24 protein-coding genes are annotated in these 25,209 nt (G+C 65.8%); 13 read left to right on the top strand and 11 right to left on the bottom strand.

Annotated elements, in window-relative coordinates; genetic code table 11:
* The first annotated feature begins 1 nt into the window (after nucleotide 1).
* Genes fdhF through AC56LR_RS00540 form a run of 5 tightly spaced genes read left to right on the top strand, consistent with a single transcriptional unit; the run spans nucleotide 2 to nucleotide 5,845 of the window.
* Nucleotides 2-2,803 (top strand): formate dehydrogenase subunit alpha, encoded by a 2,802-nt coding sequence (fdhF, locus tag AC56LR_RS00560; RefSeq protein WP_497126295.1) that lies wholly within the window; start codon nucleotides 2-4, stop codon nucleotides 2,801-2,803.
* Nucleotides 2,800-3,669 carry a formate dehydrogenase accessory sulfurtransferase FdhD gene (locus AC56LR_RS00555; RefSeq protein WP_497126293.1) on the top strand — a complete coding sequence of 290 codons (870 nt, stop codon included), beginning with the start codon at nucleotides 2,800-2,802 and terminating at the stop codon, nucleotides 3,667-3,669. The genes fdhF and AC56LR_RS00555 overlap by 4 nt, the downstream gene beginning before the upstream one ends.
* Before the next feature lie 2 nt (nucleotides 3,670-3,671).
* Nucleotides 3,672-4,373, top strand: coding sequence for an ABC transporter permease (locus tag AC56LR_RS00550; RefSeq protein WP_497126291.1), 702 nt, complete (start codon nucleotides 3,672-3,674; stop codon nucleotides 4,371-4,373).
* The gene (locus tag AC56LR_RS00545) at nucleotides 4,370-5,023 is read left to right on the top strand and encodes an energy-coupling factor ABC transporter ATP-binding protein (RefSeq protein ID WP_497126289.1); all 654 of its coding nucleotides are present in this window, start codon (nucleotides 4,370-4,372) and stop codon (nucleotides 5,021-5,023) included. The genes AC56LR_RS00550 and AC56LR_RS00545 overlap by 4 nt, the downstream gene beginning before the upstream one ends.
* A gap of 15 nt (nucleotides 5,024-5,038) precedes the next feature.
* A complete protein-coding gene (locus tag AC56LR_RS00540) occupies nucleotides 5,039-5,845 on the top strand; it encodes an ABC transporter substrate-binding protein (RefSeq protein WP_497126287.1) in 807 nt (268 codons plus the stop codon).
* A 20-nt stretch (nucleotides 5,846-5,865) separates the two neighbouring features.
* On the opposite strand, the gene AC56LR_RS00535 is transcribed toward AC56LR_RS00540, so the two are convergent.
* On the bottom strand, nucleotides 5,866-6,651 hold the full coding sequence (locus AC56LR_RS00535) for a sensor histidine kinase (protein WP_497126285.1): 786 nt from the start codon (nucleotides 6,649-6,651) through the stop codon (nucleotides 5,866-5,868).
* A 340-nt stretch (nucleotides 6,652-6,991) separates the two neighbouring features.
* On the opposite strand from AC56LR_RS00535, the gene AC56LR_RS00530 reads away from it, so the two are divergent.
* The 3 genes from AC56LR_RS00530 to AC56LR_RS00520 all read left to right on the top strand — a co-directional run bounded on the left by AC56LR_RS00530 (nucleotide 6,992) and on the right by AC56LR_RS00520 (nucleotide 10,609).
* Nucleotides 6,992-7,411, top strand: coding sequence for a response regulator (locus AC56LR_RS00530; RefSeq protein ID WP_497126283.1), 420 nt, complete (start codon nucleotides 6,992-6,994; stop codon nucleotides 7,409-7,411).
* Nucleotides 7,412-7,488: 77 nt separating this feature from the next.
* Entirely contained in the window at nucleotides 7,489-8,145 is a 657-nt protein-coding gene (locus AC56LR_RS00525) for an MEDS domain-containing protein (protein WP_497126281.1), read from the top strand.
* 16 nt (nucleotides 8,146-8,161) lie between these two features.
* Nucleotides 8,162-10,609, top strand: coding sequence for a hybrid sensor histidine kinase/response regulator (locus AC56LR_RS00520; RefSeq protein WP_497126881.1), 2,448 nt, complete (start codon nucleotides 8,162-8,164; stop codon nucleotides 10,607-10,609).
* 33 nt (nucleotides 10,610-10,642) lie between these two features.
* Here the strand turns inward: AC56LR_RS00520 and rng are convergent, their stop codons facing one another.
* The 9 genes from rng to AC56LR_RS00475 form a co-directional block, all read right to left on the bottom strand.
* The gene (rng, locus tag AC56LR_RS00515; RefSeq protein ID WP_497126279.1) at nucleotides 10,643-12,106 is read right to left on the bottom strand and encodes a ribonuclease G; all 1,464 of its coding nucleotides are present in this window, start codon (nucleotides 12,104-12,106) and stop codon (nucleotides 10,643-10,645) included.
* A gap of 193 nt (nucleotides 12,107-12,299) precedes the next feature.
* Nucleotides 12,300-12,917, bottom strand: a complete 618-nt coding sequence (locus tag AC56LR_RS00510; RefSeq protein ID WP_497126277.1) for a Maf family protein — start codon at nucleotides 12,915-12,917, stop codon at nucleotides 12,300-12,302.
* Nucleotides 12,918-12,922: 5 nt separating this feature from the next.
* Nucleotides 12,923-13,393: a 23S rRNA (pseudouridine(1915)-N(3))-methyltransferase RlmH gene (rlmH, locus tag AC56LR_RS00505; RefSeq protein ID WP_497126275.1), complete on the bottom strand. Its 471-nt coding sequence runs from the start codon at nucleotides 13,391-13,393 to the stop codon at nucleotides 12,923-12,925.
* Nucleotides 13,394-13,411: 18 nt separating this feature from the next.
* The gene (gene rsfS, locus AC56LR_RS00500; protein ID WP_497126272.1) at nucleotides 13,412-14,089 is read right to left on the bottom strand and encodes a ribosome silencing factor; all 678 of its coding nucleotides are present in this window, start codon (nucleotides 14,087-14,089) and stop codon (nucleotides 13,412-13,414) included.
* Nucleotides 14,089-14,763, bottom strand: coding sequence for a nicotinate-nucleotide adenylyltransferase (locus AC56LR_RS00495; RefSeq protein ID WP_497126270.1), 675 nt, complete (start codon nucleotides 14,761-14,763; stop codon nucleotides 14,089-14,091). The genes rsfS and AC56LR_RS00495 overlap by 1 nt, the downstream gene beginning before the upstream one ends.
* Nucleotides 14,760-15,671, bottom strand: a complete 912-nt coding sequence (gene hemF, locus AC56LR_RS00490) for an oxygen-dependent coproporphyrinogen oxidase (RefSeq protein ID WP_497126267.1) — start codon at nucleotides 15,669-15,671, stop codon at nucleotides 14,760-14,762. The genes AC56LR_RS00495 and hemF overlap by 4 nt, the downstream gene beginning before the upstream one ends.
* A gap of 150 nt (nucleotides 15,672-15,821) precedes the next feature.
* Entirely contained in the window at nucleotides 15,822-17,087 is a 1,266-nt protein-coding gene (purD, locus tag AC56LR_RS00485; RefSeq protein WP_497126264.1) for a phosphoribosylamine--glycine ligase, read from the bottom strand.
* Nucleotides 17,088-17,102: 15 nt separating this feature from the next.
* On the bottom strand, nucleotides 17,103-17,828 hold the full coding sequence (locus AC56LR_RS00480; protein ID WP_497126262.1) for a YebC/PmpR family DNA-binding transcriptional regulator: 726 nt from the start codon (nucleotides 17,826-17,828) through the stop codon (nucleotides 17,103-17,105).
* 129 nt (nucleotides 17,829-17,957) lie between these two features.
* Nucleotides 17,958-18,734, bottom strand: coding sequence for a copper chaperone (locus AC56LR_RS00475; RefSeq protein ID WP_497126260.1), 777 nt, complete (start codon nucleotides 18,732-18,734; stop codon nucleotides 17,958-17,960).
* 237 nt (nucleotides 18,735-18,971) lie between these two features.
* On the opposite strand from AC56LR_RS00475, the gene AC56LR_RS00470 reads away from it, so the two are divergent.
* From AC56LR_RS00470 to AC56LR_RS00455, 4 genes are read left to right on the top strand one after another with little or no spacing between them, the layout of a single operon-like run.
* Nucleotides 18,972-19,892 carry a DMT family transporter gene (locus tag AC56LR_RS00470; protein ID WP_497126258.1) on the top strand — a complete coding sequence of 307 codons (921 nt, stop codon included), beginning with the start codon at nucleotides 18,972-18,974 and terminating at the stop codon, nucleotides 19,890-19,892.
* Complete coding sequence (locus tag AC56LR_RS00465; protein ID WP_497126256.1) at nucleotides 19,889-20,311, top strand: methylglyoxal synthase; 423 nt, start codon at nucleotides 19,889-19,891, stop codon at nucleotides 20,309-20,311. The genes AC56LR_RS00470 and AC56LR_RS00465 overlap by 4 nt, the downstream gene beginning before the upstream one ends.
* 14 nt (nucleotides 20,312-20,325) lie before the next feature.
* Nucleotides 20,326-21,300, top strand: coding sequence for a quinone oxidoreductase family protein (locus tag AC56LR_RS00460; RefSeq protein ID WP_497126880.1), 975 nt, complete (start codon nucleotides 20,326-20,328; stop codon nucleotides 21,298-21,300).
* Complete coding sequence (locus AC56LR_RS00455) at nucleotides 21,297-21,440, top strand: hypothetical protein (RefSeq protein WP_497126253.1); 144 nt, start codon at nucleotides 21,297-21,299, stop codon at nucleotides 21,438-21,440. Before AC56LR_RS00460 ends, AC56LR_RS00455 begins: the two co-directional genes overlap by 4 nt.
* Nucleotides 21,441-21,617: 177 nt before the next feature.
* Here AC56LR_RS00455 and AC56LR_RS00450 read toward each other — a convergent pair whose 3' ends face one another.
* Entirely contained in the window at nucleotides 21,618-22,268 is a 651-nt protein-coding gene (locus AC56LR_RS00450; protein WP_497126251.1) for a DUF4136 domain-containing protein, read from the bottom strand.
* A gap of 188 nt (nucleotides 22,269-22,456) precedes the next feature.
* Here AC56LR_RS00450 and pepN point away from each other — a divergent pair, with 188 nt between their 5' ends.
* Nucleotides 22,457-25,102, top strand: coding sequence for an aminopeptidase N (gene pepN, locus AC56LR_RS00445; protein ID WP_497126249.1), 2,646 nt, complete (start codon nucleotides 22,457-22,459; stop codon nucleotides 25,100-25,102).
* Nucleotides 25,103-25,209: the final 107 nt, after the last annotated feature.

Here is a 25,209-nt window from a genome sequence, read left to right as displayed (position 1 = left end):
CATGAACGCGAACACCCCTACCGTTACATTCGAACTCAATGGCCGCCAGGTCGCGGCGCTGCCCTACGAGTCCCTGATCGAAGTCGCGGCGCGCGAGGGCATCGAAATCCCGCGCCTGTGCTACAAGGAAGGCTTCGAGGCCGTCGGCAACTGCCGCTCCTGCATGGTCGAGATCGACGGCGAGCGCGTGCTGGCGCCATCGTGCTGCCGCGCGCCCGCCGCCGGCATGAAGGTGCGCACCGACAGCCCACGCGCGGTCGCCGCCCAGAAGATGGTGCTCGAGCTGCTCCAGTCCGACATGCCGGAAGCCGAATACACCCGCAAGAACGAAGTCGATATCTGGGCCGACAAGCTCGGCGTGGGCAAGTCGCGCTTTGCATCGACCCGCGCGCAACCGCAGATCGACGCCACCCACGCCGCCATCACCGTCAACCTCGATGCCTGCATCCAGTGCACCCGCTGCGTGCGCGCCTGCCGCGACGAGCAGGTCAACGACGTGATCGGCCTGGCCTTCCGCGGCGAGAACGCGAAGATCGTGTTCGACCAGGACGACGCGCTGGGCGCCTCCACCTGCGTGGCCTGCGGCGAATGCGTGCAGGCGTGTCCGACGGGCGCCTTGATGCCGGCGCGCGAAGTGGCGCTGCACATCCCCGACAAGCAGGTCGATTCGGTCTGCCCTTATTGCGGCGTCGGCTGCCAGCTGACCTATAACGTCAAGGACAACAAGATTTTGTTCGTGGAAGGGCGCAACGGCCCGGCCAACCTGGGCCGCCTGTGCGTCAAGGGCCGCTACGGCTTCGATTATGCGCACCACCCGCACCGATTGACCCGCCCCCTGATCCGCCGCGAAGGCATGCCGAAAACCGGCGACTTCACGATGGACCCGGACCGCGTGCTGGACGTGTTCCGCGAAGCGAGCTGGGAAGAAGCGCTGGCGCTTGCCGGCGGCAAGCTGGCAAGCATCCGCGACACCCACGGCGGCAACGCACTGGCCGGCTTCGGCTCGGCCAAGGGCAGCAACGAAGAAGCCTATCTGTTCCAGAAGCTGGTGCGCACGGGCTTCGGCACCAACAACGTCGACCACTGCACCCGCCTGTGCCACGCCTCCTCGGTGTCGGCCCTGCTGGAAGGCATCGGCTCGGGCGCGGTCTCGAACCCGGTGATGGACGTGACCCGCGCCGAAGTCATCGTCATCATCGGCGCCAACCCGACCGTGAACCACCCGGTGGCCGCCACCTGGATCAAGAATGCCGTGAAACTGGGCGCCAAGCTGGTCGTGCTCGATCCGCGCCGCTCCGAGCTGGCGCGCCACGCGCACCGCTACCTGCAGTTCAAGCCCGATACCGACGTGGCCCTGCTCAACGCCATGATGCACGTGATCGTCAGCGAGAAGCTGGTCGATGCGGACTTCATCGCGAGCCGCACCATCGGCTACGACGAGCTGGAAGCCAACGTGGCCGAATACAGCCCCGAAGCGATGGCGCCGATCTGCGGCATCGACGCCGAGACCATCCGCTACGTGGCGCGCCTGTACGCGACCTCGAAGGGATCGATGATCCTGTGGGGCATGGGCGTGTCGCAGCACGTGCACGGCACGGATAACGCCCGCTGCCTGATCGCGCTCAGCCTGATGACCGGCCAGATCGGCCGTCCGGGCACCGGCCTGCATCCGCTGCGCGGCCAGAACAACGTGCAGGGCGCGTCCGACGCCGGCCTGATCCCGATGATGCTGCCGGATTACCAGCGCGTCGACAATCCGGTCGCGCGCGCTCGTTTTGAGGCCGCCTGGGGCGCCACGCTCGACCCTAAGCCGGGCCTGACCGTGGTCGAGATCATGGACGCGATCGATGCCGGCCAGATCCGCGGCATGTACATCATGGGCGAGAACCCGGCCATGTCCGACCCGGACGCCAACCACGCGCGCGCCGCGCTGGCGGCACTCGAACACCTGGTGGTGCAGGACATCTTCCTGACCGAGACGGCCTACCTGGCCGACGTGATCCTGCCGGCGTCCGCCTTCCCGGAAAAGACCGGCACCTTTACCAATACCGACCGCCTGGTGCAGCTGGGCCGCCAGGCCATCGACCCGCCGGGCGATGCGAAGCAGGACCTGTGGATCATCCAGCAGATGGCGCAGCGCCTCGGCCTGGGCTGGAATTACGGCCATGTGTCGGAAGTGTTCGACGAGATGCGCCGCACCATGGCCAGCATCGGCGGCATCACCTGGGAACGCCTGGAGCGCGACGGCGCCGTGGTCTACCCGTGCATGCACGAGGGCGACGACGGCCAGCCGGTGGTGTTCACCGAAATCTTCCCGCGCGAGGGTGGCAAGGCGCGCTTCGTGCCGGCCGATATCATCCCGGCCGACGAACGTCCCGACGCCGAATACCCGCTGGTCCTGATCACGGGCCGCCAGCTGGAACACTGGCACACGGGCAGCATGACCCGCCGGGCCACGGTGCTGGACGCGATCGAACCCGATCCGGTGGCGCTGGTGCACCCGCTCGACATGGAACGCATGGGTATTCAACCCGGACAGCCGGTCACGATCGCCTCGCGCCGCGGCGAAGTGGTGCTGTATGCGCGGGCCGACGACAGTTCGCCGGTCGGGGCGATCTTCGTGCCCTTCTGCTACTACGAGGCGGCCATCAACCGCCTCACCAATGCGGCGCTTGACCCGTTCGGCAAGATCCCGGAGTTCAAGTATTGCGCGATCAAGCTCACGCCGGGAGGGGAGGTGGTGCAGCAGGGCAGCTACGGTGGCGGCCAAATCCTGGCCGGCATGGCACAATTGGCAAGATGAACCACCAAGACCTGCCACGCTACCGACCAGAACTGTCAAACGCCAGCGCCCGCCTCACCCACGAGGTGAGCACGCTGGACGAGCGCGGCCGGCAATCCACCATTGCGATCCCCGCCGAACGCCCGCTCACGGTGTATGTGGACAAGCGCGAGATCGTGACCCTGATGACGCTGGGCGGCGCACCCGAAGCGCTGACCCTGGGCTACCTGCGCAACCAGCGGCTGGTGCGCAGCCTGGAAGACATCGTCTCGATCCAGGTCGACTGGGCGGTCGATGCGGTGGCCGTCAGCACCCGCAGCGGCATCGCTGACGTCGAGGAGCGCACCGCGAAGAAGGTCGTCACCACCGGCTGCGGCCAGGGCTCGGTGTTCGGCGGCCTGATGGACGAAGTCGACCAGATCGCGCTGCCCGTTGATGCGCGCCTGGCGCAGTCGGTGGTCTACCGTATCGTCGAGACCATCCGCACCCAGCAATCGATCTACAAGCAGGCCGGCTCGGTGCATGGCTGCGCGCTGTTTTCCAGTGACGGCACGCTGCTGTATTTCGTCGAGGACGTCGGCCGCCACAACGCGGTGGACGCCATCGCCGGCCTGATGTGGCTCGATGGTGTCAGCGGCGGCGACAAGGTGTTCTATACCACCGGGCGCCTGACTTCCGAGATGGTGATCAAGGGCGCCCAGATGGGCATTCCCTTCCTGCTGTCGCGCTCGGGCACCACCCAGATGGGCCACATGGTGGCCGAAAAGGTCGGCATGTCGCTGCTGGCGCGCTGCTCCGGCAAGCACTTCCTGCTGCTGGCCGGGCATGAGCGGCTGATCTTCGAGCCCGACCTGCTGGAGCCCCCGAACGCGCCCCGGACGGTGTAAACGTGCTGGACGCGACCTCGCACGCCTTCGCGCTGCTGTTCTCCGGCGACGCGGCCTTGTGGCACATCGTCTGGGTCTCGCTCAAGACCAGCATCCTCGGCCTGTTGCTGGCCGCGCCGCCGGCCATCTTCCTCGGCTATGTGATCGCGCTGCACCGCTTCCCGGGCCGGCGCCTGGCGATCTGGCTGGCCCAAGCCGCGCTGTCGCTGCCGACCGTCCTGATCGGCCTGCTGCTCTACCTGCTGCTGTCGCGGCGCGGGCCGATGGGCGGCCTGGAATGGCTGTTCACCCAGCAGGGCGTGATCCTCGGCCAGATGATCATCGGCCTGCCGGTGCTGCTGGCCTTTACGCTGGCGGCGGTGCAGGCGGCCGATCCACGCTATGCCGAAACCGCCGTGGCGCTGGGAGCATCGCGCTGGCGCGTGATGACGACGGTGCTGCACGAGGCGCGCTTCGGCGTCATGGCCGCCGTCATCAGCGGCTTCGGGCGCGTGATTTCCGAGGTGGGCTGCGCGCTGATGGTGGGCGGGAACATCGAAGGCCAGACCCGGACCATTACCACCGCCATCGCGCTCGAGACCAGCAAGGGCGATTTCGCCCAGGGCATCGCGCTGGGCATCGTCCTGGTGGCGCTGGCGCTGGTGATGAACGGCGCGCTGGTACTGCTGCAGGGCGAAGCCCATGCGGCCGGAGGCAGGCCGTGACGGCGCTATTGACGGTGCACGGGCTGCACAAGCGCCACGGCGAGCGCACCCTGTTCGACATCGACACGCTGACCATCGACACCGCCAGTGCCTACGTGCTGACCGGCGTGAACGGCGCCGGCAAGTCCACCTTGCTGCGCACGCTCGCGGGCCTGGAGCGCTGCGAGGCCTGCACGGTCGACTTCGATGGCAGCAAGATGCCGCTGCATCCTTATCCGCCGGCGCTGCGCCGCGCCATCGTCTTCGTGCACCAGCACCCGATCATGTTCTCGACCAGCGTCGCCCACAACATCGCCTACGGCCTGGCCGCGCGCGGCGACGAGCGCCGCAGCATCGCCGCCGCGGTCGAGGAAGCGATGGACTGGGCCGGCGTGGCCCACCTGCGCGACACGGCGCCCAACCGCCTGTCCGGCGGCGAGAAGCAGCGCGTGGCGCTGGCGCGGGCGCGCGTATTGCAACCGCGCCTGCTGCTGCTGGACGAGCCCACCGCCAACCTCGACGGCCCGGCGCGCGAGCAGGTAATCAGCCTGATCCCGACCCTGCTGGATGCCGGCAGCAGCGTGGTGATGGCCTGCCACGACCGTGACCTGATCGGGCTGCCCGGCATCCACCGCCTGAAGCTGCGCGACGGGCGCCTCGAACTTCGCTGACCACCTGGAGAACACATGCAACGCCGCGCCTTCATCACCTTGCTATTCTCGGCCACCCTTGGCATGCCGCTGGCCCACGCCCAGGACGTGCTCAGGCTGTCCACCACCACCAGCACCGAGAATTCGGGCCTGCTCAAGGCCCTGCTGCCGGCCTTCGAGGCGAAGACGGGCATGAAGGTGCACGTGATTGCGGTCGGCACCGGCAAGGCGCTCGAACTGGCGAAGAACGGCGACGTCGACGTGACGCTCGTGCATGCGCGCGCGCTCGAGGATCAATTCGTGCTTGATGGCTGGGGCCTGGACCGGCGCGACGTGATGTACAACGACTTCATCGTCGTGGGCCCATCCGGCGACCCCGCCGGCATCAAGGGCGGCAAGGATGCCGTCGCGGCGTTCCGCAAGATCGCCGCCAGCGGCGCGCGCTTCGTCTCGCGCGGCGACAATTCCGGCACCGACGTGATGGAAAAGGGCTATTGGCAGGCCGCTGCCACGAAACCGGCAGGCGCCAATTACGTCTCGGCGGGCCTGGGCATGGGCGAGGTGCTCAACATGGCGGCCGAAATGCGCGCCTACACGCTGACCGACCGCGCCACCTATGGCGCCTACCGGGCGAAAACCGGCCTGGCCGTGCTGGTCGAGGGCGACAAGCGCATGTTCAATCCCTACGGGATCATCGCCGTCAATCCGGCGAAGCACCCGGGGGTGAACTACAAGGGCGCGAAGGCGCTGGCCGACTGGATCACATCGAAGGACGGGCAGGCGCGCATCGCCGCCTTCAGGCCTGAAGGCGAGCAGCTGTTCTTCCCGTCGGCCGGCCGCTGAAATGTGTTCAGGCCATGCTTCTATCCGATCGCAGGGGCGTCGCAGAGAGCGGCAGGAGGGGAAATGATGGGAAGGTGCATCGACACTGCCGTGCCATGGGGCCGGTCGCTGGTCACGGATAAGCTGCCGCCGTGGGCGGCGAGGCGTTCTTCGAGTTCGAACAGGCCGTAGCTGTGCGATGCGCGCGGCGCCGACGGGTCGAAGCCGATGCCATTGTCGGCCACCACCATCTCGAGGGCGCCATGTGCGACGCGGACCGCGACCTTGACGCGGCTGGCCAGCGAATGGCGAAACACGTTGTTCAGGCATTCCTGCAGGACGTGGTAGACGGTGAGCACGGTGTCTTCGGGAAGCGCCAGCTCGGCCACGGTGGTGGCGTCGAGCTGGCAGCTGATACCGCTGGCGCGGGTGAATTTGCGCACTTCCATGTCGAGCGTTGCCTGCAGACCCAGCTCGAGGCCGGAAGGACGCAGGTCTCCCATCAGCTGCTTGACCGTGCGCAGCGTCGTGTCGACATTGTCGAGCGCGGCGCCGGCCCAGTCGTGCAGCCGCCCTTGGCGGCCGGCCGTGTGCTGGTACAGCATCACGATGTCGATGCGCAGCGCCAGCAGGTTCTGGGCAAGGGAATCGTGTATTTCGGAAGAGATCCGCTTGCGCTCGGCTTCGCGGTTGGCAAGCTGGCGGGCCAGCAAGTCATGCAGTTTCTGCTCGGTCACGCGCAAGGCGTTTTCGGTATCCTCGCAGGACAGGATTTTTTCGACCAGCGCCTGGTTGACGAGCATCAGGTCTTGGGTAAGTTGCAACATCGCCGTTTCGAGCACGGCTGTGGCAGGCCCGCCGTCGTCGCCCACGCCGTCTGGTGAGGCAGGTTCGCGCTGGCCTCGCGCGCGGCTGCTGCGGCCGGAAAGTTGTGTGCGCATGTGGGTGAGCTTGTTGATCAACCGCAAAACAGGAACAAACATCATCGGATACCGCTCCTCGACCCTACGGACATTGGCGCGCGAAGTCAAGCACAGGCATGGCGGGTGAGGCCGATGGCCAACTACAGGCGGGGGAACCAGCAACACACGGCGAGGTTCGCGCGTCCAGGTGTGACGTCAATCTGTCACTGAGGACACAATTCTGGCAGTCGGGTAAAATATCAAGATGGTGAAAAAAGCCCTGATCGTCGATGATATGCCGCTTGACGTCGAATTGACGCGGCGTGTCCTGCGCAGTTGCGGCGAACAGCACGAGATCGTGGTGGCCTCGGATGGCGAAGAAGCGCTGCGCGAACTGGACCGGACGCAGGATTTCGATGTCGTCCTGCTGGACCTGAAACTGCCCAAGATCGACGGCTTCGAGGTGTTGAAAGAGATCTCGTCCAAACCTTTCATGTCCGACATCCCGGTGATCGTCCTGTCGAACACCCGCAACGAAACCGACCGCATGCGCAGCCGCATGCTGGGAGCCTGCGAATTCGTCGAAAAGGCGATGGACTACGCGGAGTTCGATGCGAACCTGCGGCGTACCCTGGCCCAGTATGGTTTTGCCCTGCCTGAGCCGGTGGATTTTCGCCACAGCTAATTACGTTCGGTTAATTGTTGGTGAGTAAGCATGGTCGGCGTGTCATACTCCCTTCGTCCCTCATTGTCGTCATTCCTATGTCCAAGCTTCGCACGCCAGTCAAGCTGGCCGGTTCCAGCCTCACGCGTTCCTGCCATGCCTGCGCCTTCTTCCATACCAAGGAAGAAGAATACCGGGTGCTCATGCCTTTCATCCAGGAGGGTTTCGAGAACGGCGACCGCGCCTTCCACATCGTGAGCCCGGCGCTGCGCGCGGACCATCTGGCGCGCCTGGAGCAGGCCGGCATCGATACCGCCGCGGCAGAAGCGCAAGGACAGCTCGACGTGCGCACCTGGGACGAGACCTACCTGCAGGACGGCCGTTTCGACCAGCGCCTCATGATCGAGACGCTGCTGAAACTCATTGCGCCGGAAAACAGCCCTCCCGGGAAAATCTCGCGCAACATCGCCAGCATGTCCTGGGCCCTGGAAGACCGGCCCGGCGTGGACGATATCGTCGAATACGAAGCCCGCCTGAACCAGGCGCTTCCGGCGCAGCACGACCCCGTCGTCTGCACCTACGACCTGTCCCAGTTCGACGCCACGGTGGTGATCGACATCCTGCGCACCCACCCGATGGTCATCATTGGCGGCATCCTGCAGGAAAATCCGTTTTTCGTTCCGGCTGAACAAATGATTGCGGAATTGGAAGCGCGCAAGGCAGCAGGCGCGCTGCCGGCCGCGGCGACGGTCTAGGATTGTATTGAACAGCATGCAGATTCCCGGCAGGCAGGAACCGGAGCTTGACCGCCTGCGGCAGACCACGCGCGACCTGGTCGCCATGACGACCCTGCCGGCGATCTGGGGCGAGCTTCCCCCTGCCGGCGTGATCGAGAGCCTGGCCGGCGTCCTGCTCAAGACCCTGGACCTGGACCTGGCCTATATCCGCTTGCCCGGCAAGGGCGACATCGACGAGGTCGAAGCCGTCCGCAGCAGGCAACCGGGCGCCGGAGCGCTGTTCCGGCCGACGGCGCGGGCGATGCTGGACGCCATGCGGGCTGCGCAGGGCGCCACCCCTGCGATCATCCCCCATCCGGCGGGCGGACGGCCCCTGCAGGCCAGCGTGGTGCACTTCGGGATCTCGGGCGAACTCGGCACGGTCATGGTCGCTTCGCAGCGGCCTGGTTTTCCTTCCGAAAACGAGCGCCTCCTGCTGGGCGTGGGCGCCAACCAGACGACCGTCGTGCTGCAGCGCTACCAGGCCCGGCGTGCACTGGAGCGCAGCGAATCGCGCTTCCTCGAGTTGGCGGACGCAGCGCCCGCCATGCTCTGGGTCACCGAGCCCGATGGCAACTGTTCCTTCCTCTCGCGCGGCTGGTATGCATTCACGGGACAAGCCGAGGGAGACGGCCTGGGGATCGGCTGGACCACGGCCATCCATCCGGACGACCGGGCCGCCGCGGCGCAGGCCTTCCAGGATGCCAACGGGCGCAAGACCGAGTTCAGCCTCGAGCACCGGGTCTCGCATGCCGACGGCGGCTACCGCTGGGTCATCGATACCGGACGCCCGCGCTTTTCCGCGACGGGCGCCTTCCTCGGATTCGTCGGCAATGTGCTGGACATCGACGATCGAAAGCAGGCCGAGCAGGCGCTGCACGACACGCAGGACATGCTCTCCGCAGTCTTCGAGGCATTGCCGGTGGGAGTGGCAGTGGCTGACCAGGACGGCAAGCTGCTGCTGTCCAACCAGGAAATGCACCATTACCTGCCGACGATGACCTTGCCGTCGCTGGACGACGCGCGGCACGAGCGCTGGAAGTCCTTCCACGACGACGGCCGGCCTTATACGCGTGAGGAATTCCCGGGCATGCGCGCCTTGCGGGGCGAGCGGGTCGTGCCGGGGATCGAAGCGCGCTATGTCAAAGACGATGGCACCGAGATCTGGACGCAAATCGCCGCGGTTCCCCTGAAGGACGGCAAGGACCTTCCCAAGGGCCTGGTGTCCGTGATTACCGACATCGATGCCTTCAAGCGTACCGAGGCGGCGCTGCGCCTGTCCGAGGCGAACCAGCGCGCCCTGTTCGAGGACCTGGCCAAATCGAACCGCAACCTGAGCGAATTCCTGGCCGTGCTGGCCCACGAACTGCGCAATCCGCTGGCCCCGATCCTGACCGGCCTTGAAATCATGCGCATGCGCGCCGACAGCCTGGAGACCGTCACTAACGTGCGCGGCATCATCGAGCGCCAGGTCAGGCAGCTCTCGCACCTGATCGACGACCTGCTGGATATCGCCCGCGTCACCAACGGGAAAGTCGACATCAAGCGCGAAGCGGTCGATTTGAAGTCGATCGTCGCCAATGCCGTCGAGACCAGCCTGCCCCTGATCGAGAAAGGGCGCCATGTGTTCAGCATGACGCTGCAGGATGGGCCGCTGCCGGTCAATGCCGACGCCACCCGCATTGCCCAGGTCGTGGGCAACCTGCTGACGAATGCGGCGAAGTACACGCCGCCGGGAGGCAGGATCAGCCTGAGCGTCGGACAGGATGGCGCCGAGGCCATCATTTCGGTGGCCGATAACGGCATCGGCATTCCGGCCGATTCGCTGGAATCGGTGTTCGACATGTTCAGCCAGGTCGGCCGCAACATGCAGCATTCCCAAGGGGGGCTGGGGATCGGCTTGTCGCTGGTGCGCCAGCTCGTCAGCCTGCACGACGGCACCGTGACGGCCAGCAGCGACGGCGCCGGCCAGGGCAGCACCTTTATTGTCCGGCTGCCGATCGACACCAGCAAGCTGGCGGCCGCGCCGGGTGCGCAATCGCCCGATGACGCTGCCCGGGCCGGGAAGAGCTTGCGCATCCTGGTCACGGACGACAATGTGGATGCCGCGTTCACCCTGGCTTCGCTGCTCGAGATGCAGGGCCACGAACTGCGCATGGCGCACGACGGACAGCAGGCATTGCAGCTGGCCGCCGAATTCCAGCCCGATGTCGTCATCCTCGACATTGGCATGCCGGAGATGTCGGGCTATGAGGTGGCCTGCCGGCTCAGGAAGATCGCCGGCATGGAGCGCCGCACCATCGTGGCCGTGTCGGGATGGGGCGCGAAAGATGACCTGGTGCGCTCGAAGGACGCGGGGTTCGACATGCATTTCACGAAACCCGTCGCGCCGGCGCGGCTGAACGACTTCCTGGATTCGCTGCCGGCTCGAGCGCCACGGTAAGCGCGGCAAGGCGCCCGGCGCGCGCCGCGGGAATCACATCAGGATGACGTCGTACTGTTCCTGGTGATAGCCTTTTTCCACCTGCAGCGAGATGCGCTTGCCGATGAAGTCGCCCAGCATCGCCAGGTGCTGCGATTCTTCCTCCAGAAACAGGTCGATCACTTCCTGCGAGGCGACGATGCGGAATTCGCGCGGGTTGAATTGCTTGGCTTCGCGCAGCAGCTCGCGCAGGATCTCGTAGCAGATGGTGCGCGAGGTTTTCACTTGGCCGCGGCCAGCGCAGGCCGGGCAGGGCTCGCACAGGATGTGGGCCAGCGATTCGCGGGTGCGCTTGCGGGTCATCTCCACCAGTCCCAGCGCCGAGAAGCCGCTCACCGACACTTTGGTGCGGTCGCGCGCGAGCGTTTTCTTCAGCTCGGCCAGCACCTGGTTGCGGTGCTCGTTGTTCTCCATGTCGATGAAGTCGAGGATGATGATGCCGCCCAGGTTGCGCAGGCGCAGCTGGCGCGCGATCGCATGCGCCGCTTCCAGGTTGGTCTTGAAGATGGTGTCGGCAAAATTGCGCCCGCCGACATAGCCGCCGGTGTTGACGTCGATGGTCGTCATCGCCTCGGTCTGGTCGACGATCAGGTAGCCGCCGCTTTTCAGGTCGACACGGCGTCCCAGCGCGCGCAGGATTTCTTCTTCAACGCCGTACAAATCGAAGAGCGGGCGCTCGCCGGTGTAGTGCGCCAGGCGCGCCAGCACGCTCGGCGTATAGATTTGCGCGAACTCGACCAGCATGTTGAAGTTCTCGCGCGAGTCGATCTGGATGGTGGCCGTCTCGTCGTGCACGAAGTCGCGCAGCACGCGCTGGGCCAGGTTCAGGTCCTGGTAGAGCAGGGAGGTCGGCGGGCGGGTGCGCGCGCCCTGGACGATCGAGCCCCAGGTCTTGCGCAGGTAATCGACGTCGGCGGCGATGTCCACGTCCGAGGCTTCCTCGGCCTGGGTGCGCACGATGTAGCCGCCTTTTTCTTCCTTCGGCAGCAGGTTCTGCAGGCGGGTGCGCAACTGGTCGCGGTCGGCTTCCTTCTCGATTTTTTGCGAGATGCCGATGTGCTGGTCCTGCGGCAGGTAGACCAGCATGCGGCCGGCGATCGAGATTTGCGTGGACAGGCGTGCGCCCTTGGTGCCGATCGGGTCCTTGATGACCTGCACGGTCAGCACCTGGCCGTCGAACAGCAGCTTTTCGATGGGGGTGGGAGTGGTGGCGGCGCCGTCGTGGCTGCGCGCTTCCCAGATGTCGGCCACGTGCAGGAAGGCCGCGCGTTCCAGGCCGATGTCGATGAAGGCCGACTGCATGCCCGGCAGCACGCGCACGACCTTGCCCAGGTAGACATTCCCCGCCAGCCCGCGCGTCAGGGTGCGTTCGATGTGCAGTTCCTGCACCGCGCCCTGGAGGACCAGCGCAACGCGCGTTTCCTGCGGAGTGATGTTAATGAGGATGTCTTCGTTCATGGGACCAGTCGCGCGGTATTGTTCAGGGTGCCATGATACACGGTGGGGTGGCCGTCTGGCGTAGGGTGGGCGGGTCTCCCGCCCGCGCGTTCAAATCACGCATGCATTGCGGCGACACATGGGCTGGTTGAACGCGCGGGCAAGGAACTTGCCCACCCTTTGAGTCGCGTCAGATTTGATGCCGCCGACAGGGTCAGATCTGATAACCCGCCTTGCGCAGCAAGATCGCCGTCTCGAACAGCGGCAATCCCATGATCCCCGAATGGCTGCCCTCGATATGCTCGACGAACAGCGCGGCCAGGCCCTGGATGCCGTAGCCGCCGGCCTTGTCGTAGGGCTCGGAGCTGGCGCAATAGGCCTTGATCTGGGCCGGGGTGAGTTTGGCGAAGCGCACTTCCGACACCTGCGTGATCTGGTCGGCGATGCGTTCGGCATGGATCGCCACCGAGGTCAGCACCTGGTGGGTGCGGCCCGAGAGGCGCTCGAGCATGGCGACCGCCTCTTGCGTGTCGGCCGGCTTGCCCAGGATCTCGCCGTCGACCGTGACGGTGGTGTCGGCCGTCAGGATGGGGCGCAGCGGCTGGCGCCGCATCTGCAGGACGTTCCAGGCGAACGCGCCTTTTTCCCTGGCCACCCGCGCCACGTAGGTGTGCGGGTCTTCGCCCGGCAGCACCTCTTCGCTGACGTCGACGCCGCGCGCCGGATCGCCACGCACCATCAGCAGTTCGAATTCCACGCCGACCTGGCGCAGCAGTTCGCGCCTGCGCGGGCTCTTGGAGGCGAGATAGATTTTCTTGTCAGTTGGTTTCATCGGGGTCAGACGCGGTGGTACGGATGGTTCTGGGTAATCGACCAGGCACGGTACAGCTGTTCTGCGAGCATGACACGCACGATTCCGTGCGGCAGTGTCATGCTCGAGATGCGGAACATGCCTTCGGCGCGCGCTTTCAGCTCGGGATCGAGGCCATCGGCCCCGCCGATCAGGAAGGCGGTGTCGCGGCCGTCCTGCTGCCAGGTTTCCAGCATCTGCGACAGCCCGACGCTGGTCAGGTCCTTGCCGCGCTCGTCTAACGCGATGATGCGCACGCCCTTGGGCAGCACCGCCTCGATGCGCTCGCGTTCGAGCGCCATTGCGGTGGCGGCAGTCTTGCTGCCCGAGCGCTCGACCGGCTTGATTTCCTTGAGCACGATGCGCAGCTCGGGCGGCATGCGCTTCGTGTACTCGCCGAACCCGGATTCGATCCAGGCCGGCATCTTGTGCCCGACGGCGGCAATGATCAGTTGCATGGAGTCAGAAGACGCAGCTTATTCTTCAGTCTTCTTCACGCGACGGATCACTTTTTTCACTGGCGCTGCATCGGCCGGCGCCGCTGCCTTGGTCACGCGCTTGGGCGGCTTGGCCTTGGTCGCTTCGACGGCGGCGATCTCGGTCTTGCTTGGCATGACCTTGATGGTCTTGCCGACCGGGGCTTTCTTGGCGGCCGGCTTCTTGGCGGCGGCGGCGGGGGCTGCTGCTTTCTTTGCAGCTGCCGGCTTGCGCTCGCGGATCGGCTTGACTTCCGGCTGCGCCTGGGTGGCCGCCAGGTGCTTGGACTTGGCCTTCGGCTCGGCCGCTTCGGCTTCGGCGGTCGACTTGCGCTTGGCCGCGCCCAGCTTCACCGGCTTCTCGCCCCAGATTTCTTCCAGGCGGTAGTACTGGCGGATGGCCGGCTGCATGATGTGGACGATCATGTCGCCCAGGTCGACCAGCACCCATTCGCCGGTGTCCTCGCCTTCCATGCCGACCACGTCGCCGCCGGCGGCCTTGACCTTGTCGCGTACCGAGGCGGCCAGCGCCTTGGTCTGGCGGTTCGAGGTACCCGAGACCACCGCGATGCGGTCGAACAGGCTGGTCAGGTGCATCGTGTCGAACACGGCGATTTCCTGTCCTTTGACGTCTTCAAGGGCGTCAACGACGAGGGTTTGTAGTTTCTTGATATCCATTAGCTTTTATATAAGTTATGTTGTTGAATATAGTCTAGCACTTGCGACGGAAGGCGCGCGCTAATGTCGGCGTTTGTCTTCATGCCCGATCGCAGGGCGTTTCTAACTTGTGTGGCAGAAATATCTACCGCCAGGGTCTCTGCGAGGCAGACTTTGCCGTATGGGGCAAGGCGCACTTCCGCCGGCGTCGCCAGACGCTGCGAGAGTTCCTGCGCTACTGCTGGGGGCAATTTATCCTGATCCAGTTCATATCCCGGGCGTGCAGCCACGCCGAGGTTGCATAGCGCGAACAGCGCATGCCATTCGCGCCAGGTGTCGAGCTTTTGCAGCTGGTCGGCTCCCATCAGGAAGACGATCGATGCTGCTTGTCCAAGTTCTGCGCGCAATCCGCGCAGGGTATCGACGGTATAGGTCGGGCTGCCGCGTTCGATCTCCTGCAAGTCGATCGTCACGCTCGTCTCGAGCCCCGCGAACGGCTGCCCGCCGAAGGCCAGTTCGAGCATGGCGATGCGCTGCGCGTCGCTGGCCTGCAGCGCGCTTTTCTGCCACGGCCTGGCCGGCAGGATGCGCAGTTCGTCGGGCCGCAGCAGCTCGGCGAACAACGCGGCCAGCGCGACGTGGCCATGGTGGACCGGGTCGAAACTCCCGCCCAGCAAGGCGACGCAACGCGTCACGGCGCGAGCCAGTCCCGGTGCACGAGGAAGTCGCTGTAGAGCAGGGCTTCCGGGCTGCCGGGTTCCGGGTGCCAGTCGTAGCGCCATTTCACGATCGGCGGCATCGACATCAGGATCGCTTCGGTGCGCCCGCCCGACTGCAGGCCGAACAGGGTGCCGCGGTCCCACACCAGGTTGAACTCGACATAGCGCCCGCGCCGGTAGGCCTGGAAGTCGCGTTCGCGTTCGCCGTAAGGCGCCTCCTTGCGGCGCTGCAGGATCGGCAGGTAGGCATCGAGGAAGCCGTTGCCGACGCTTTGCACCATCGCGAACGACGCGTCGAAACCGGCTTCGTTGAAGTCGTCGAAGAAGATGCCGCCCACGCCGCGTGCTTCTTTCCGGTGCTTCAGGTAGAAGTAGTCGTCGCACCACTTCTTGAAGCGCGGGTGCAGATCGTCGCCATACGGCGCCAGCGCATCGTGGCAGACCTGGTGGAAGTGGCGCGCGTCGTCGGGATTGCCGTAGTACGGCGTCAGGTCCATGCCGCCGCCGAACCACCAGACCGGCTCCTTGCCTGGCGCGGTCGCCTCGAAAAAGCGCACGTTCATGTGCACCGTCGGCGCGTGGGGATTACGCGGGTGCAGCACCAGCGACACGCCCATCGCTTCCCAGGCGCGTCCCGCCAGTTCAGGGCGCGCGCTTGCTGCCGACGGCGGCAGGCTGGCGCCGGTGACGTGCGAGAAGTTCACGCCGCCGCGCTCGAACACATTGCCTTCTTCGATCAGGCGCGAGATGCCGCCGCCGCCTTCCGGGCGTTCCCAGGTGTCGCGCAGGAAGGGCTTGCCGTCGATGTTTTCAAGGGCCTGCACGATGCGGGACTGGAGATCGAGCAGCCAGGCTTTGACGGCGAGTGGATCGGGGGTGGACATGCGCTTGGGGTGGTGTCGGGGAAAAGGAAGGGGCAGATTGTACACCTGTGGGGGTGTTCTTATTATTGTGGTGCAGGGGAAGCTGATGGTGTGCTGCGAACCTGGGTTCCCGCCTGCGCGGGAACCCACTTGATTTTGCGTGCCGCGAACTTACTTCACCCCACGCCACCCGATATCGCGCCGGTACTGCGCGCCATTGAAGTGGATCTTCTCCACCGTCTCATACGCCTGCTTCTGCGCCATCTTGACGCTGTCGCCCAGCCCGACGACGCAGAGCACGCGGCCGCCGTTCGATTGCAGGGTGCCGCCGACCAGCGTGGTGCCGGCGTGGAAGGTCACGCATTCCGGCGTCTCGGCCGGGATGCCGACGATGGTGTCGCCCTTGCGCGGGCTGTCCGGGTAGCCCGCGGCGGCCATCACGACGCCCACCGCGGTGCGGCGGTCCCATTCGAGTTCGACCGCGTCCAGGGTGCCGTTGCAGGCGTGCTCCAGTACCGGCACCAGGTCGCTTTTCAGGCGCGCCATGATCGGCTGGGTTTCGGGGTCGCCCATGCGGCAGTTGAATTCCAGCGTGCGCGGATTGCCCTCGGCATCGATCATCAGGCCGGCGTACAGGAAGCCGGTGAAGACGATGCCGTCCTTCGCCATGCCCTGGATGGTCGGGTTGATGATCTCGCGCATCACGCGCGCATGCATCGAGGGCGTGACGATCGGGGCAGGGGAGTAGGCGCCCATGCCGCCGGTGTTCGGGCCGGCGTCGGCGTCCAGCAGGCGCTTGTGGTCCTGGCTGGTGGCCAGCGCCAGCACGTTCTTGCCGTCGCACATGACGATGAAGCTGGCCTCTTCGCCGGCCAGGAATTCTTCGATCACGATGCGCGCGCCGGCGTCGCCGAACGCGTTATCGGACAGCATGTGGTCGACCGCACTATGCGCTTCAGCAAGTGTCATCGCCACCACCACGCCCTTGCCGGCGGCCAGGCCGTCGGCCTTGATCACGATCGGCGCGCCATTGGCGTCGACATAGGCGTGGGCTGCCGCGGCATCGGAAAAACTCTGGTACTTCGCGGTCGGAATGCCGTGGCGCTCCATGAAGGACTTGGCGAAATCCTTTGAGCTCTCGAGCTGCGCCGCTTCGCGCGTCGGGCCGAAGATCTTCAGGCCGCGCGAGCGGAACAGGTTGACGATGCCGGCGGCCAGCGGCGCTTCCGGACCCACCAGGGTCAGGGCGACGCCTTCGGCCACCACGAAGTCGGCCAGCGCCGCTGGGTCGGTGATGTCGATGTTCACCAGGTGCGGGTCGAGTTCGGTGCCGCCATTGCCCGGCGCGACGAAGACGGTCTGGACGCGTTCCGATTGGGCCAGTTTCCAGGACAGGGCGTGTTCACGGCCGCCAGAGCCGACTACGAGGATTTTCATGCGAGCGTTTCCAGCTTATTCTTCAATGACCGCGTTGGTGAAGACTTCCTGGACGTCGTCCAGGTTCTCCAGCGCGTCGAGGAGTTTCTGCATCTTGATGGCGTCGTCGCCGGTGAAGGCGGTTTCGGTTGCCGGCTTCATGATGACTTCGGCCACCTCGGCCTTGAAACCGGCCGTTTCAAGCGCTTCCTTCACGCCGGAAAATGCGAACGGGTCGCACAGGACTTCGAAGCCGCCTTCTTCATCGGCCACCACGTCGTCGGCGCCGGCCTCCAGGGCCGCTTCCATCAGCTTGTTCTCGTCCACGCCGGGCGCGAACAGGAACTGGCCGGTGTGCTGGAACATGAAGGCGACCGAGCCTTCGGTGCCCATGTTGCCGCCGTATTTGCTGAAGGCGTGGCGCACTTCGGCCACGGTGCGGACGCGGTTGTCGGTCATGCAGTCGACGATGATGGCCGCGCCGCCGATGCCGTAGCCTTCGTAGCGCACTTCTTCGTAGTTCACGCCTTCGAGCTCGCCCGAACCGCGCTGGATCGCGCGCGTCACGTTCTCCTTCGGCATATTGGCGTCAGCGGCCTTCTCGACCGCCAGGCGCAGGCGCGGGTTGGAAGCGATGTCGCTTCCGCCCATGCGTGCGGCCACGGTGATCTCCTTGATCAGGCGCGTCCAGATCTTGCCGCGCTTGGCGTCGGTAGCGGCTTTCTTATGCTTGATGTTGGCCCATTTGCTGTGTCCAGCCATGTCGAAAAATCCTTAGACGGTATGCAAGAGAGGCCGACATTCTAACATAGGCCCCTCCTGCAAAATCGTCTGGCGGCGTCAGCACAACAGCAAGAAAACCGCAATTGGCTCCGACCGGCCGGGGATACCTCAAGGGAACATTCGCCACGTCCCCCAGGCCACCAGCACCAGGCCCGACACCCAGCCCGCCAGCGTGCCTTCTTTCAGGCGCAGCTCGCACAGCAGCAGCAGGCCCACGGCCGCCACCACGCCCGGGTCGCCCGGCCCGCCTCCCAGGGGCAGCAGGAGCAGCAGCCAGCAGCATCCCAGGCAGATGCGCCCGTGCTCCGCACCCTGCCACAGCGCACCGGCCAGGCCGCCGCGCCACTCGGCCAGCACGCCCGGCAGCGGCGTGCGGCAATAGTCCAGGCACTCGTGCTTGGCCGGCGTCCACTGGTAGACGCCGGCGGCGACCATGGCGAGGCCGGCGCCGGCCGGGTGGCGCACCGCCAGCGTGGCGTCGAGCATGCCGGCGTCGTGCAGGGTCCAGTGGATGAGCGTGACCAGCGCCGCGAAGCCGCACCAGGCCAGCAGGCAGCCGACCGCATACAGCGCGGCGGCAAGGCGCGGCCAGCGCAGGGCCTCGCATTCGTCGGCCAGGCGCGCATACACGAACACGGCGCCGGAGGCCCCGGGCAGCATCAGCCCCACGCACAGGCCCGTCCACATCACGAACACCAGCACCAGCTGCCCGGCCTGCAGCGGCGCCGGCGCCGAACCGGCGAAGTCGCGCAGGGCGCCGCCCGGCGGCGGATGCATACCCTGGAAGGCAAACCACGACCAGCAGGCGCCTACCAGCAGCACCAGCCAGGCCAGCGCCAGCCAGGCCCGCGGGCCCGGGCGCTCATCGACGACGAACAGGCTCATCGCGGACCTCCGCTGCGCTTGCGCCGGCGCGCCGGGCGTTTCAAGGCGGGTGCGCCGTGGACAGGTTCGGTGCGGCTGGTGCTCCGGGGCGTGCCCCGGTTCGCCATGAAGGTGTTCATGCGATCTCTCCTCGTTGTGATTGCTGTGCAAGGTTCGACAGCTTGATGGCCGCGCCGTTCTCCGGCCCGCTCCAGCCTGTCTCCAGCAAGCACGGCTGTTCAACCGTACAATCGTCGGATGAAACCAAGCGCCACCGCCAACGCTGCTGCTCCTTTACCACGCGCGGCCCTTCTTGCCGGCTTGTCGATCGCCATTGGCGGCGCCATCCTGTTCTCCACGAAGGCCGTAGTCGCCAAACTGCTGTATCGCTACCACATCGACGCGGTTACTTTGATCGCGTTCAGGATGCTGTTCTCGTTTCCGGTATTTGCGGCAGTCGCGCTCTGGAAGATGCGGACCCAGCCGCCGCTAAGCAGCCGCGACCGCTGGCGCATCGCCGGGCTGGGCCTGCTCGGCTATTACCTGTCGAGCTATCTCGACTTCTTGGGCCTGCAGCACATTTCGGTCGGGCTCGAGCGCCTGATCCTGTTCCTGACGCCCACCTTTGTCCTGCTCGCCAACGTGATGATCTTCAAGCGCCGCATTGGCGCGATGGAATGGGCGGCGCTGGGGCTGGCCTACTGCGGCATCGTGCTGGTGTTCGTGCACGATCTGGCCGGGGGCTCGGGCAGCACCATCCTCGGCTCGCTGCTGGTGCTGGGCTCGGCCGTCGCCTACGCCCTGTATTTGCTCGGCACCGGCGAGATGGTGCGCCGCATCGGTTCGCTGCGCCTGGTGGCCTATGCGATGTGCGTGTCGAGTGTGGCCTGCATCGGCCAGTTCTTCCTGCTGCGTCCCGCCAGCCTGCTGGTGCAGCCGCCGCAGGTATACTGGCTGTCGCTGGTGAATGGAGTATTCTGTACGATCTTCCCCGTGTTCATGACCATGGCCGCGGTGCAGCGCATCGGCGCCGCAACCGCTTCGCAGGCCGGGATGATCGGCCCGGTCTCCACGCTCTTCCTCGGCGCGCTGATCCTCGGCGAGCCGATCACCAGCGTGCAGCTTGCCGGCACCGGCCTCGTGCTCGTGGGGATCTACCTGCTGTCGCTCAAAAAATGACGCTTCCAACCAAGCCTTCGGAGAATCCATTGGTAAGACCACGCCTGGCGCTGATCGCGCACGACAAGAAGAAGGACGACATGATCACGCTCGCGGGCGAGTACCTCGGCTTCCTCCAGGGCTGCACGCTGTCGGCCACCGGCACCACCGGCGGGCGCCTCGCCAACGAGCTGGGACTGGCGGTCGACCGCAAGCATTCTGGCCCGGTCGGCGGCGACCTGCAGATCGGCGCCATGCTGGTCGAGGGCGAGATCGACTGCGTGATCTTTTTACGCGACCCGATGACGCCCCAGCCCCACGAACCCGATATCAACGCCCTGGTGCGCGCCTGCGACGTGCACAACATCCCGTGCGCGACCAATGTCTCGACCGCGCGCCTGGTGCTGTCGCAACTGCGCGCGGCCACGGCCCAACCATGAAAGGAGACCACATGCTGGTCAAAGCAATCCGCATGGCCGCCACCGGCGGACCTGAAGTGCTGGAGTATGTCGACGTCGAAGTCGGCGAACCGGGGCCGGGCGAGGCGCGCGTGCGCCACCACGCGATCGGCCTGAATTTCATCGACACTTATTTCCGCAGCGGCCTGTATCCGCAGGCGCTTCCGAGTGGCCTGGGCCAGGAAGCCGCCGGCGTGGTCGAGGCGGTGGGCGAGGGCGTGACCCACGTTTCGCCGGGCGACCGGGTGGCCTATGCGGGCGGCCCGGCGGGCGCCTACAGCCAGGCGCGCGTCATGCCTGCGCACGTCCTGGTGCGCCTGCCCGATGCGATTTCCTTCGAGACCGGCGCGGCCATGATGCTGCAGGGGCTGACGGTCCAGTACCTGTTCACCTCCACTTATAAACTGCAGCCGGGCCAGACCATCCTGTTCCATGCGGCCGCGGGCGGCGTCGGTCTGATCGCCTGCCAGTGGGCGCGGGCGCTCGGCGTGAACCTGATCGGCACCGTGGGATCAAGCGAGAAGGCGGCGCTGGCCAGGGCGCATGGCGCGGCCCACGTGATCAACTACAACACCGAGGATGTGGTGCAGCGCGTGCTCGAGATCACCAATGGCGCGAAAGTGCCGGTGGTGTACGACTCGGTGGGCAAGGACACCTTCATCCGTTCGCTCGACTGCCTGCAGCCGCGCGGCCTGATGGTCAGCTTCGGCAATGCCTCCGGCGCGGTGCCGCCATTCGCGCTCAGCGAACTGGCTTCGCGCGGCTCGCTCTACATCACGCGGCCGACGCTGTTCGCGTATGCCTCCAGACGTGAAGAGCTCGAAGCGATGGCGCTCGAGCTGTTCGGCATGGTCGAAAGCGGCAAGGTGAAGATCGACGTCAACCAGACCTTTGCACTGGCCGACGCGGCAGAAGCGCACCGCGCCCTGGAAGGGCGCCGCACGACCGGCTCCACGGTGCTGCTGCCATGAGGGATACCGGAGAAGACCGTCCAGTCCCGCAGCCGGAAGGGGATGGCACGCCGAAGTTCGGGAGGCTGCTGATCGTGCTGGTGCTGGCAGTGTTGCTGGTGGGGGTGATCACCATCGCGTCCGAGGCATATTTCACGTAGGGTGGGCGGGTCTTCCCGCCCGCGCGTTCAAATCATGGTGCTGCTGCCGGCGCGGCTTTTCTCCCGCTGGTTGAACGCGCGGGCGGGGAACCCGCCCACCCTACGAATTGCGGCAAGGCGCGCGTCACCTAATAAAAATGGGGCCTCGCGGCCCCATTCTCGTGAACGGCCTGACGATCAGCCGTTCTGCTGCTTCAACTCCACCCGCCTGGCCACGCCCGACGGCCCCGGGAAGCCTTCGAAGGCGCTCTGCACCAGGGCCGGCATCACCGCCGGCGTCGACATCTGCCGGCTGGTGTTGTGCACGGTGACGTCGAACAGGCGCTTGCCGTCGGCCGCCGACTTGATCCCGACCTGCAGCTCGCGGCGGTACTGGTGCTCGACCGAGACCTGGTAGGCCGGGTTCCAGAACGGATCATGGAAGGGGCTGTACAAGCCGCCCCAATACGGATTGTGGAAGCCCCGGGCGCGGCCGCGGTAGGAATAGCGCAGCGGGTGCACCATCGGCTGGTAGAACGGCGACATCATCGGTTCGAACACGCGCACCGGAACGTCGGTGGTGGCAAAGCGCATCGACACCGTCAGCGCCGGCCTGGCGCCATCCGCGTCGCGGAAACCCAGGCGCGCCAGCTGGCCGCGCACCAGTTCCTGGTAGGCGCGCCATTCCAGCGTGTCGTCCTGCATGGGCGGCACCTCGAAGACATAAGTCTTGTCCTCGATCTGCGCGGGCCACTGGTGGAAGGTGGTCACATCGCTGCGGATCGTGGTGGCGCAGCCGGCCAGCAGCAGCGCGCAGGCCGCCACGGCGGCGGTCATCAGGCGTTTCATGTCTCTCTCCCTGGTCAATACGGAATTTTGCGAGCGTCCAGATTAGAACTTGTTCCGCATTTTCGCAGGATAATTTACTCCTGGTTACGGGGCGTACATTCCGATACATACGCCAAATGGTGCGGGCGCCGGAAAATCTTGTTGGTAAAATAAGCACTTCACCTCACTGTCTATTGCGGACTCCCTCTATGCGCACCGATACGCCCCAGACGATTTACCGGAGTGACTACACCCCGCCGAGCTACCTGGTAGATACCGTGGAACTCGGCTTCGACCTCGACCCCGCGCGCACCGTCGTGGCCAACCGGCTGAGCATGCGCCGCAATCCGGCCAGCGCCCAGCGCGAGATCGAACTCTACGGCGAGGACATCGAACTGGTGGCGCTGCGCCTGAACGGCCGCCTGCTGGCCGATGGCGACTACGCGATCAACGGCTCCTTGCTCACGATCCCGAACGCCCCCGAAGAAGCCACGCTCGAAATCGAAACCGTGTGCGTGCCCGAGCAGAACACCACGCTCAGCGGCCTGTACACCTCGAACGGCAATTTCTTCACCCAGTGCGAGGCCGAGGGCTTCCGCCGTATCACCTATTTCCCGGACCGACCGGACGTGATGGCGAAGTACACGGTCATGTTGCGTGCCGACAAGCAGCGCTATCCGGTGCTGCTGTCCAACGGCAATTTGCTCGAAGAAGGCGACCTGGGCGATGGCCGCCATTTCGCCAAGTGGGAAGACCCGTTCAAGAAACCGTCCTACCTGTTCGCCCTGGTCGCGGCGCAGCTGGTCTGCCAGGAAGAGACCTTCCGCCTGGCGGACGGCCGCGACGCGCTGCTGCAGGTCTGGGTCGAAGACGGCAACCTCGATAAAACCGACTACGCGATGCAGTCGCTCAAGCACAGCATCCGCTGGGACGAGGAGCGCTACGGGCTCGAGCTCGACCTCGATCGCTTCATGATCGTCGCCACCAGCGACTTCAACATGGGCGCGATGGAAAACAAGGGCCTGAACATCTTCAACACCAAATTCGTGCTGGCCAATCCGCGCGTGGCTACCGACATCGACTTCCAGGGCATCGAGGCGGTGGTGGCGCACGAATACTTCCACAACTGGACCGGCAACCGCGTCACTTGCCGCGACTGGTTCCAGCTGTCGCTGAAAGAGGGCCTGACGGTCTTCCGCGACCAGGAATTCACCGCCGACATGATCGGCACCGAGACGGGGCGCGCCGTCACCCGCATCGACCAGGTGCGCACGCTGCGCCAGGCCCAGTTCCCCGAAGACGCCGGCCCGATGGCCCACCCGGTGCGCCCGGACTCCTTCGTCGAGATCAACAACTTCTATACCGTCACGGTCTACGAAAAAGGCGCCGAAGTGGTGCGCATGTACCAGACCTTGCTGGGCGTTGATGGCTTCCGCAAGGGCATGGACCTGTATTTCGAGCGCCACGACGAGCAGGCCGTCACCTGCGACGACTTCCGCCTGGCCATGGCCGATGCCGGCGGGCGCGATTTCACCCAGTTCGAGCGCTGGTACAGCCAGGCCGGCACCCCGGTGCTGTATTTCGAGGCGCGCTACGACGAAGGCGCGCAGACCTATGGCCTGACCCTGTTCCAGTCCTGCCCTCCGACATCGGGCCAGGAGAAGAAGCTGCCTTTCCACATCCCGGTCGCGGTCGGCCTGCTCGACGGCGACGGCAGGGACATGCCGCTCACGCTCGACGGCGAGGAGCTTGGCACCACCGCCGTGCTCGAGCTGACCGCCGACAAGCAGACCTTCGTCTTCACCGGCGTGAAGGAACAGCCGGTACCGTCCGTGCTGCGCGACTTCTCGGCGCCGGTGATCCTGCAGCATGGCTATTCCGACGGCGACCTGCTGCACCTGTTCAGTCACGACAGCGACCCGGTCAACCGCTGGGAGGCTGGCCAGCGCCTCGCCATGGGACGCCTGCTCAAGCTCGCTGGCGAAGCGCCGGTCACCAGTCGCCTGAGCCTGGACGACACCTTCATCGAGGCGATGCGCAAGATGCTGACGGACGAGTCGCTCGACCCGGCCTTCCGCGAACAGGCGCTGCTGCTGCCGTCCGAAACCATGGTGGCCGAGCAGCTCGACGTGGTCGACCCGATGGCGGTGCACATGGCGCGCCAGTTCATGCGCGCCAACATCGGCGCACGCCTGCGCACCGAACTGCTGGCGCAATACCACGCCAACCTGACGCCCGGACCGTACAGCCCGGACGCCGCCTCCGCCGGCAAGCGCGCCCTGAAAAACCTGGCGCTGTCCTACCTGAACGCCGCGCCGGACGAGGACACCATCGCGCTGGCCGCGCGCCAGTGCGTCGAGGCCGACAACATGACCGACCGCGCCGCGGCGCTGAGCACCTTGATCCATGCGCGCGCACCGCAAGCAGACGCCGAGCTGGAACGCTTCTACGACGAGTTCCAGGGCGAGGCGCTGGTAGTGGACAAGTGGTTCGCCATGCAGGCATCGGCCCCGACCACCGACATCGCCAAGGTACGCGAACTGATGCGCCACCCGGCCTTCACCCTGCGCAACCCGAACCGGGCCCGCAGCCTGGTCGCGAACTACTGCATGAACAATGCGGTGCAATTCCACGCCCCGAACGGCAGCGGCTACCTGTTCTGGGCCGAGCACGTCACATTGCTCGACGGCCTCAACCCGCAGGTCGCCGCCCGCCTGGCCCGCGCGATGGACCGCTGGCGCCGCTTCACCCCGGCCCTGCAGACCCACATGAAGACGGCGCTGCAGCAGGTGGCGGGGCAGCAACGTTTGTCGAACGACGTGCGCGAGGTGGTCACCAAGGCACTCGCGAATTAACAATAACCCGTAGGGTGGGCGGGTTTCCCGCCCGCGCGTTCAACCAGCCCGTGCACAGCCATGGCGCAAGGCCCGGTTGAACGCCCGCCTCACGTAAAACCAAGAAT

This window comes from Telluria sp. ZT3P39 (assembly GCF_059685935.1).
The sequence above is the reverse complement of the archived record's forward strand: the minus strand, read 5'-3'. Positions and strand labels throughout refer to the sequence as shown.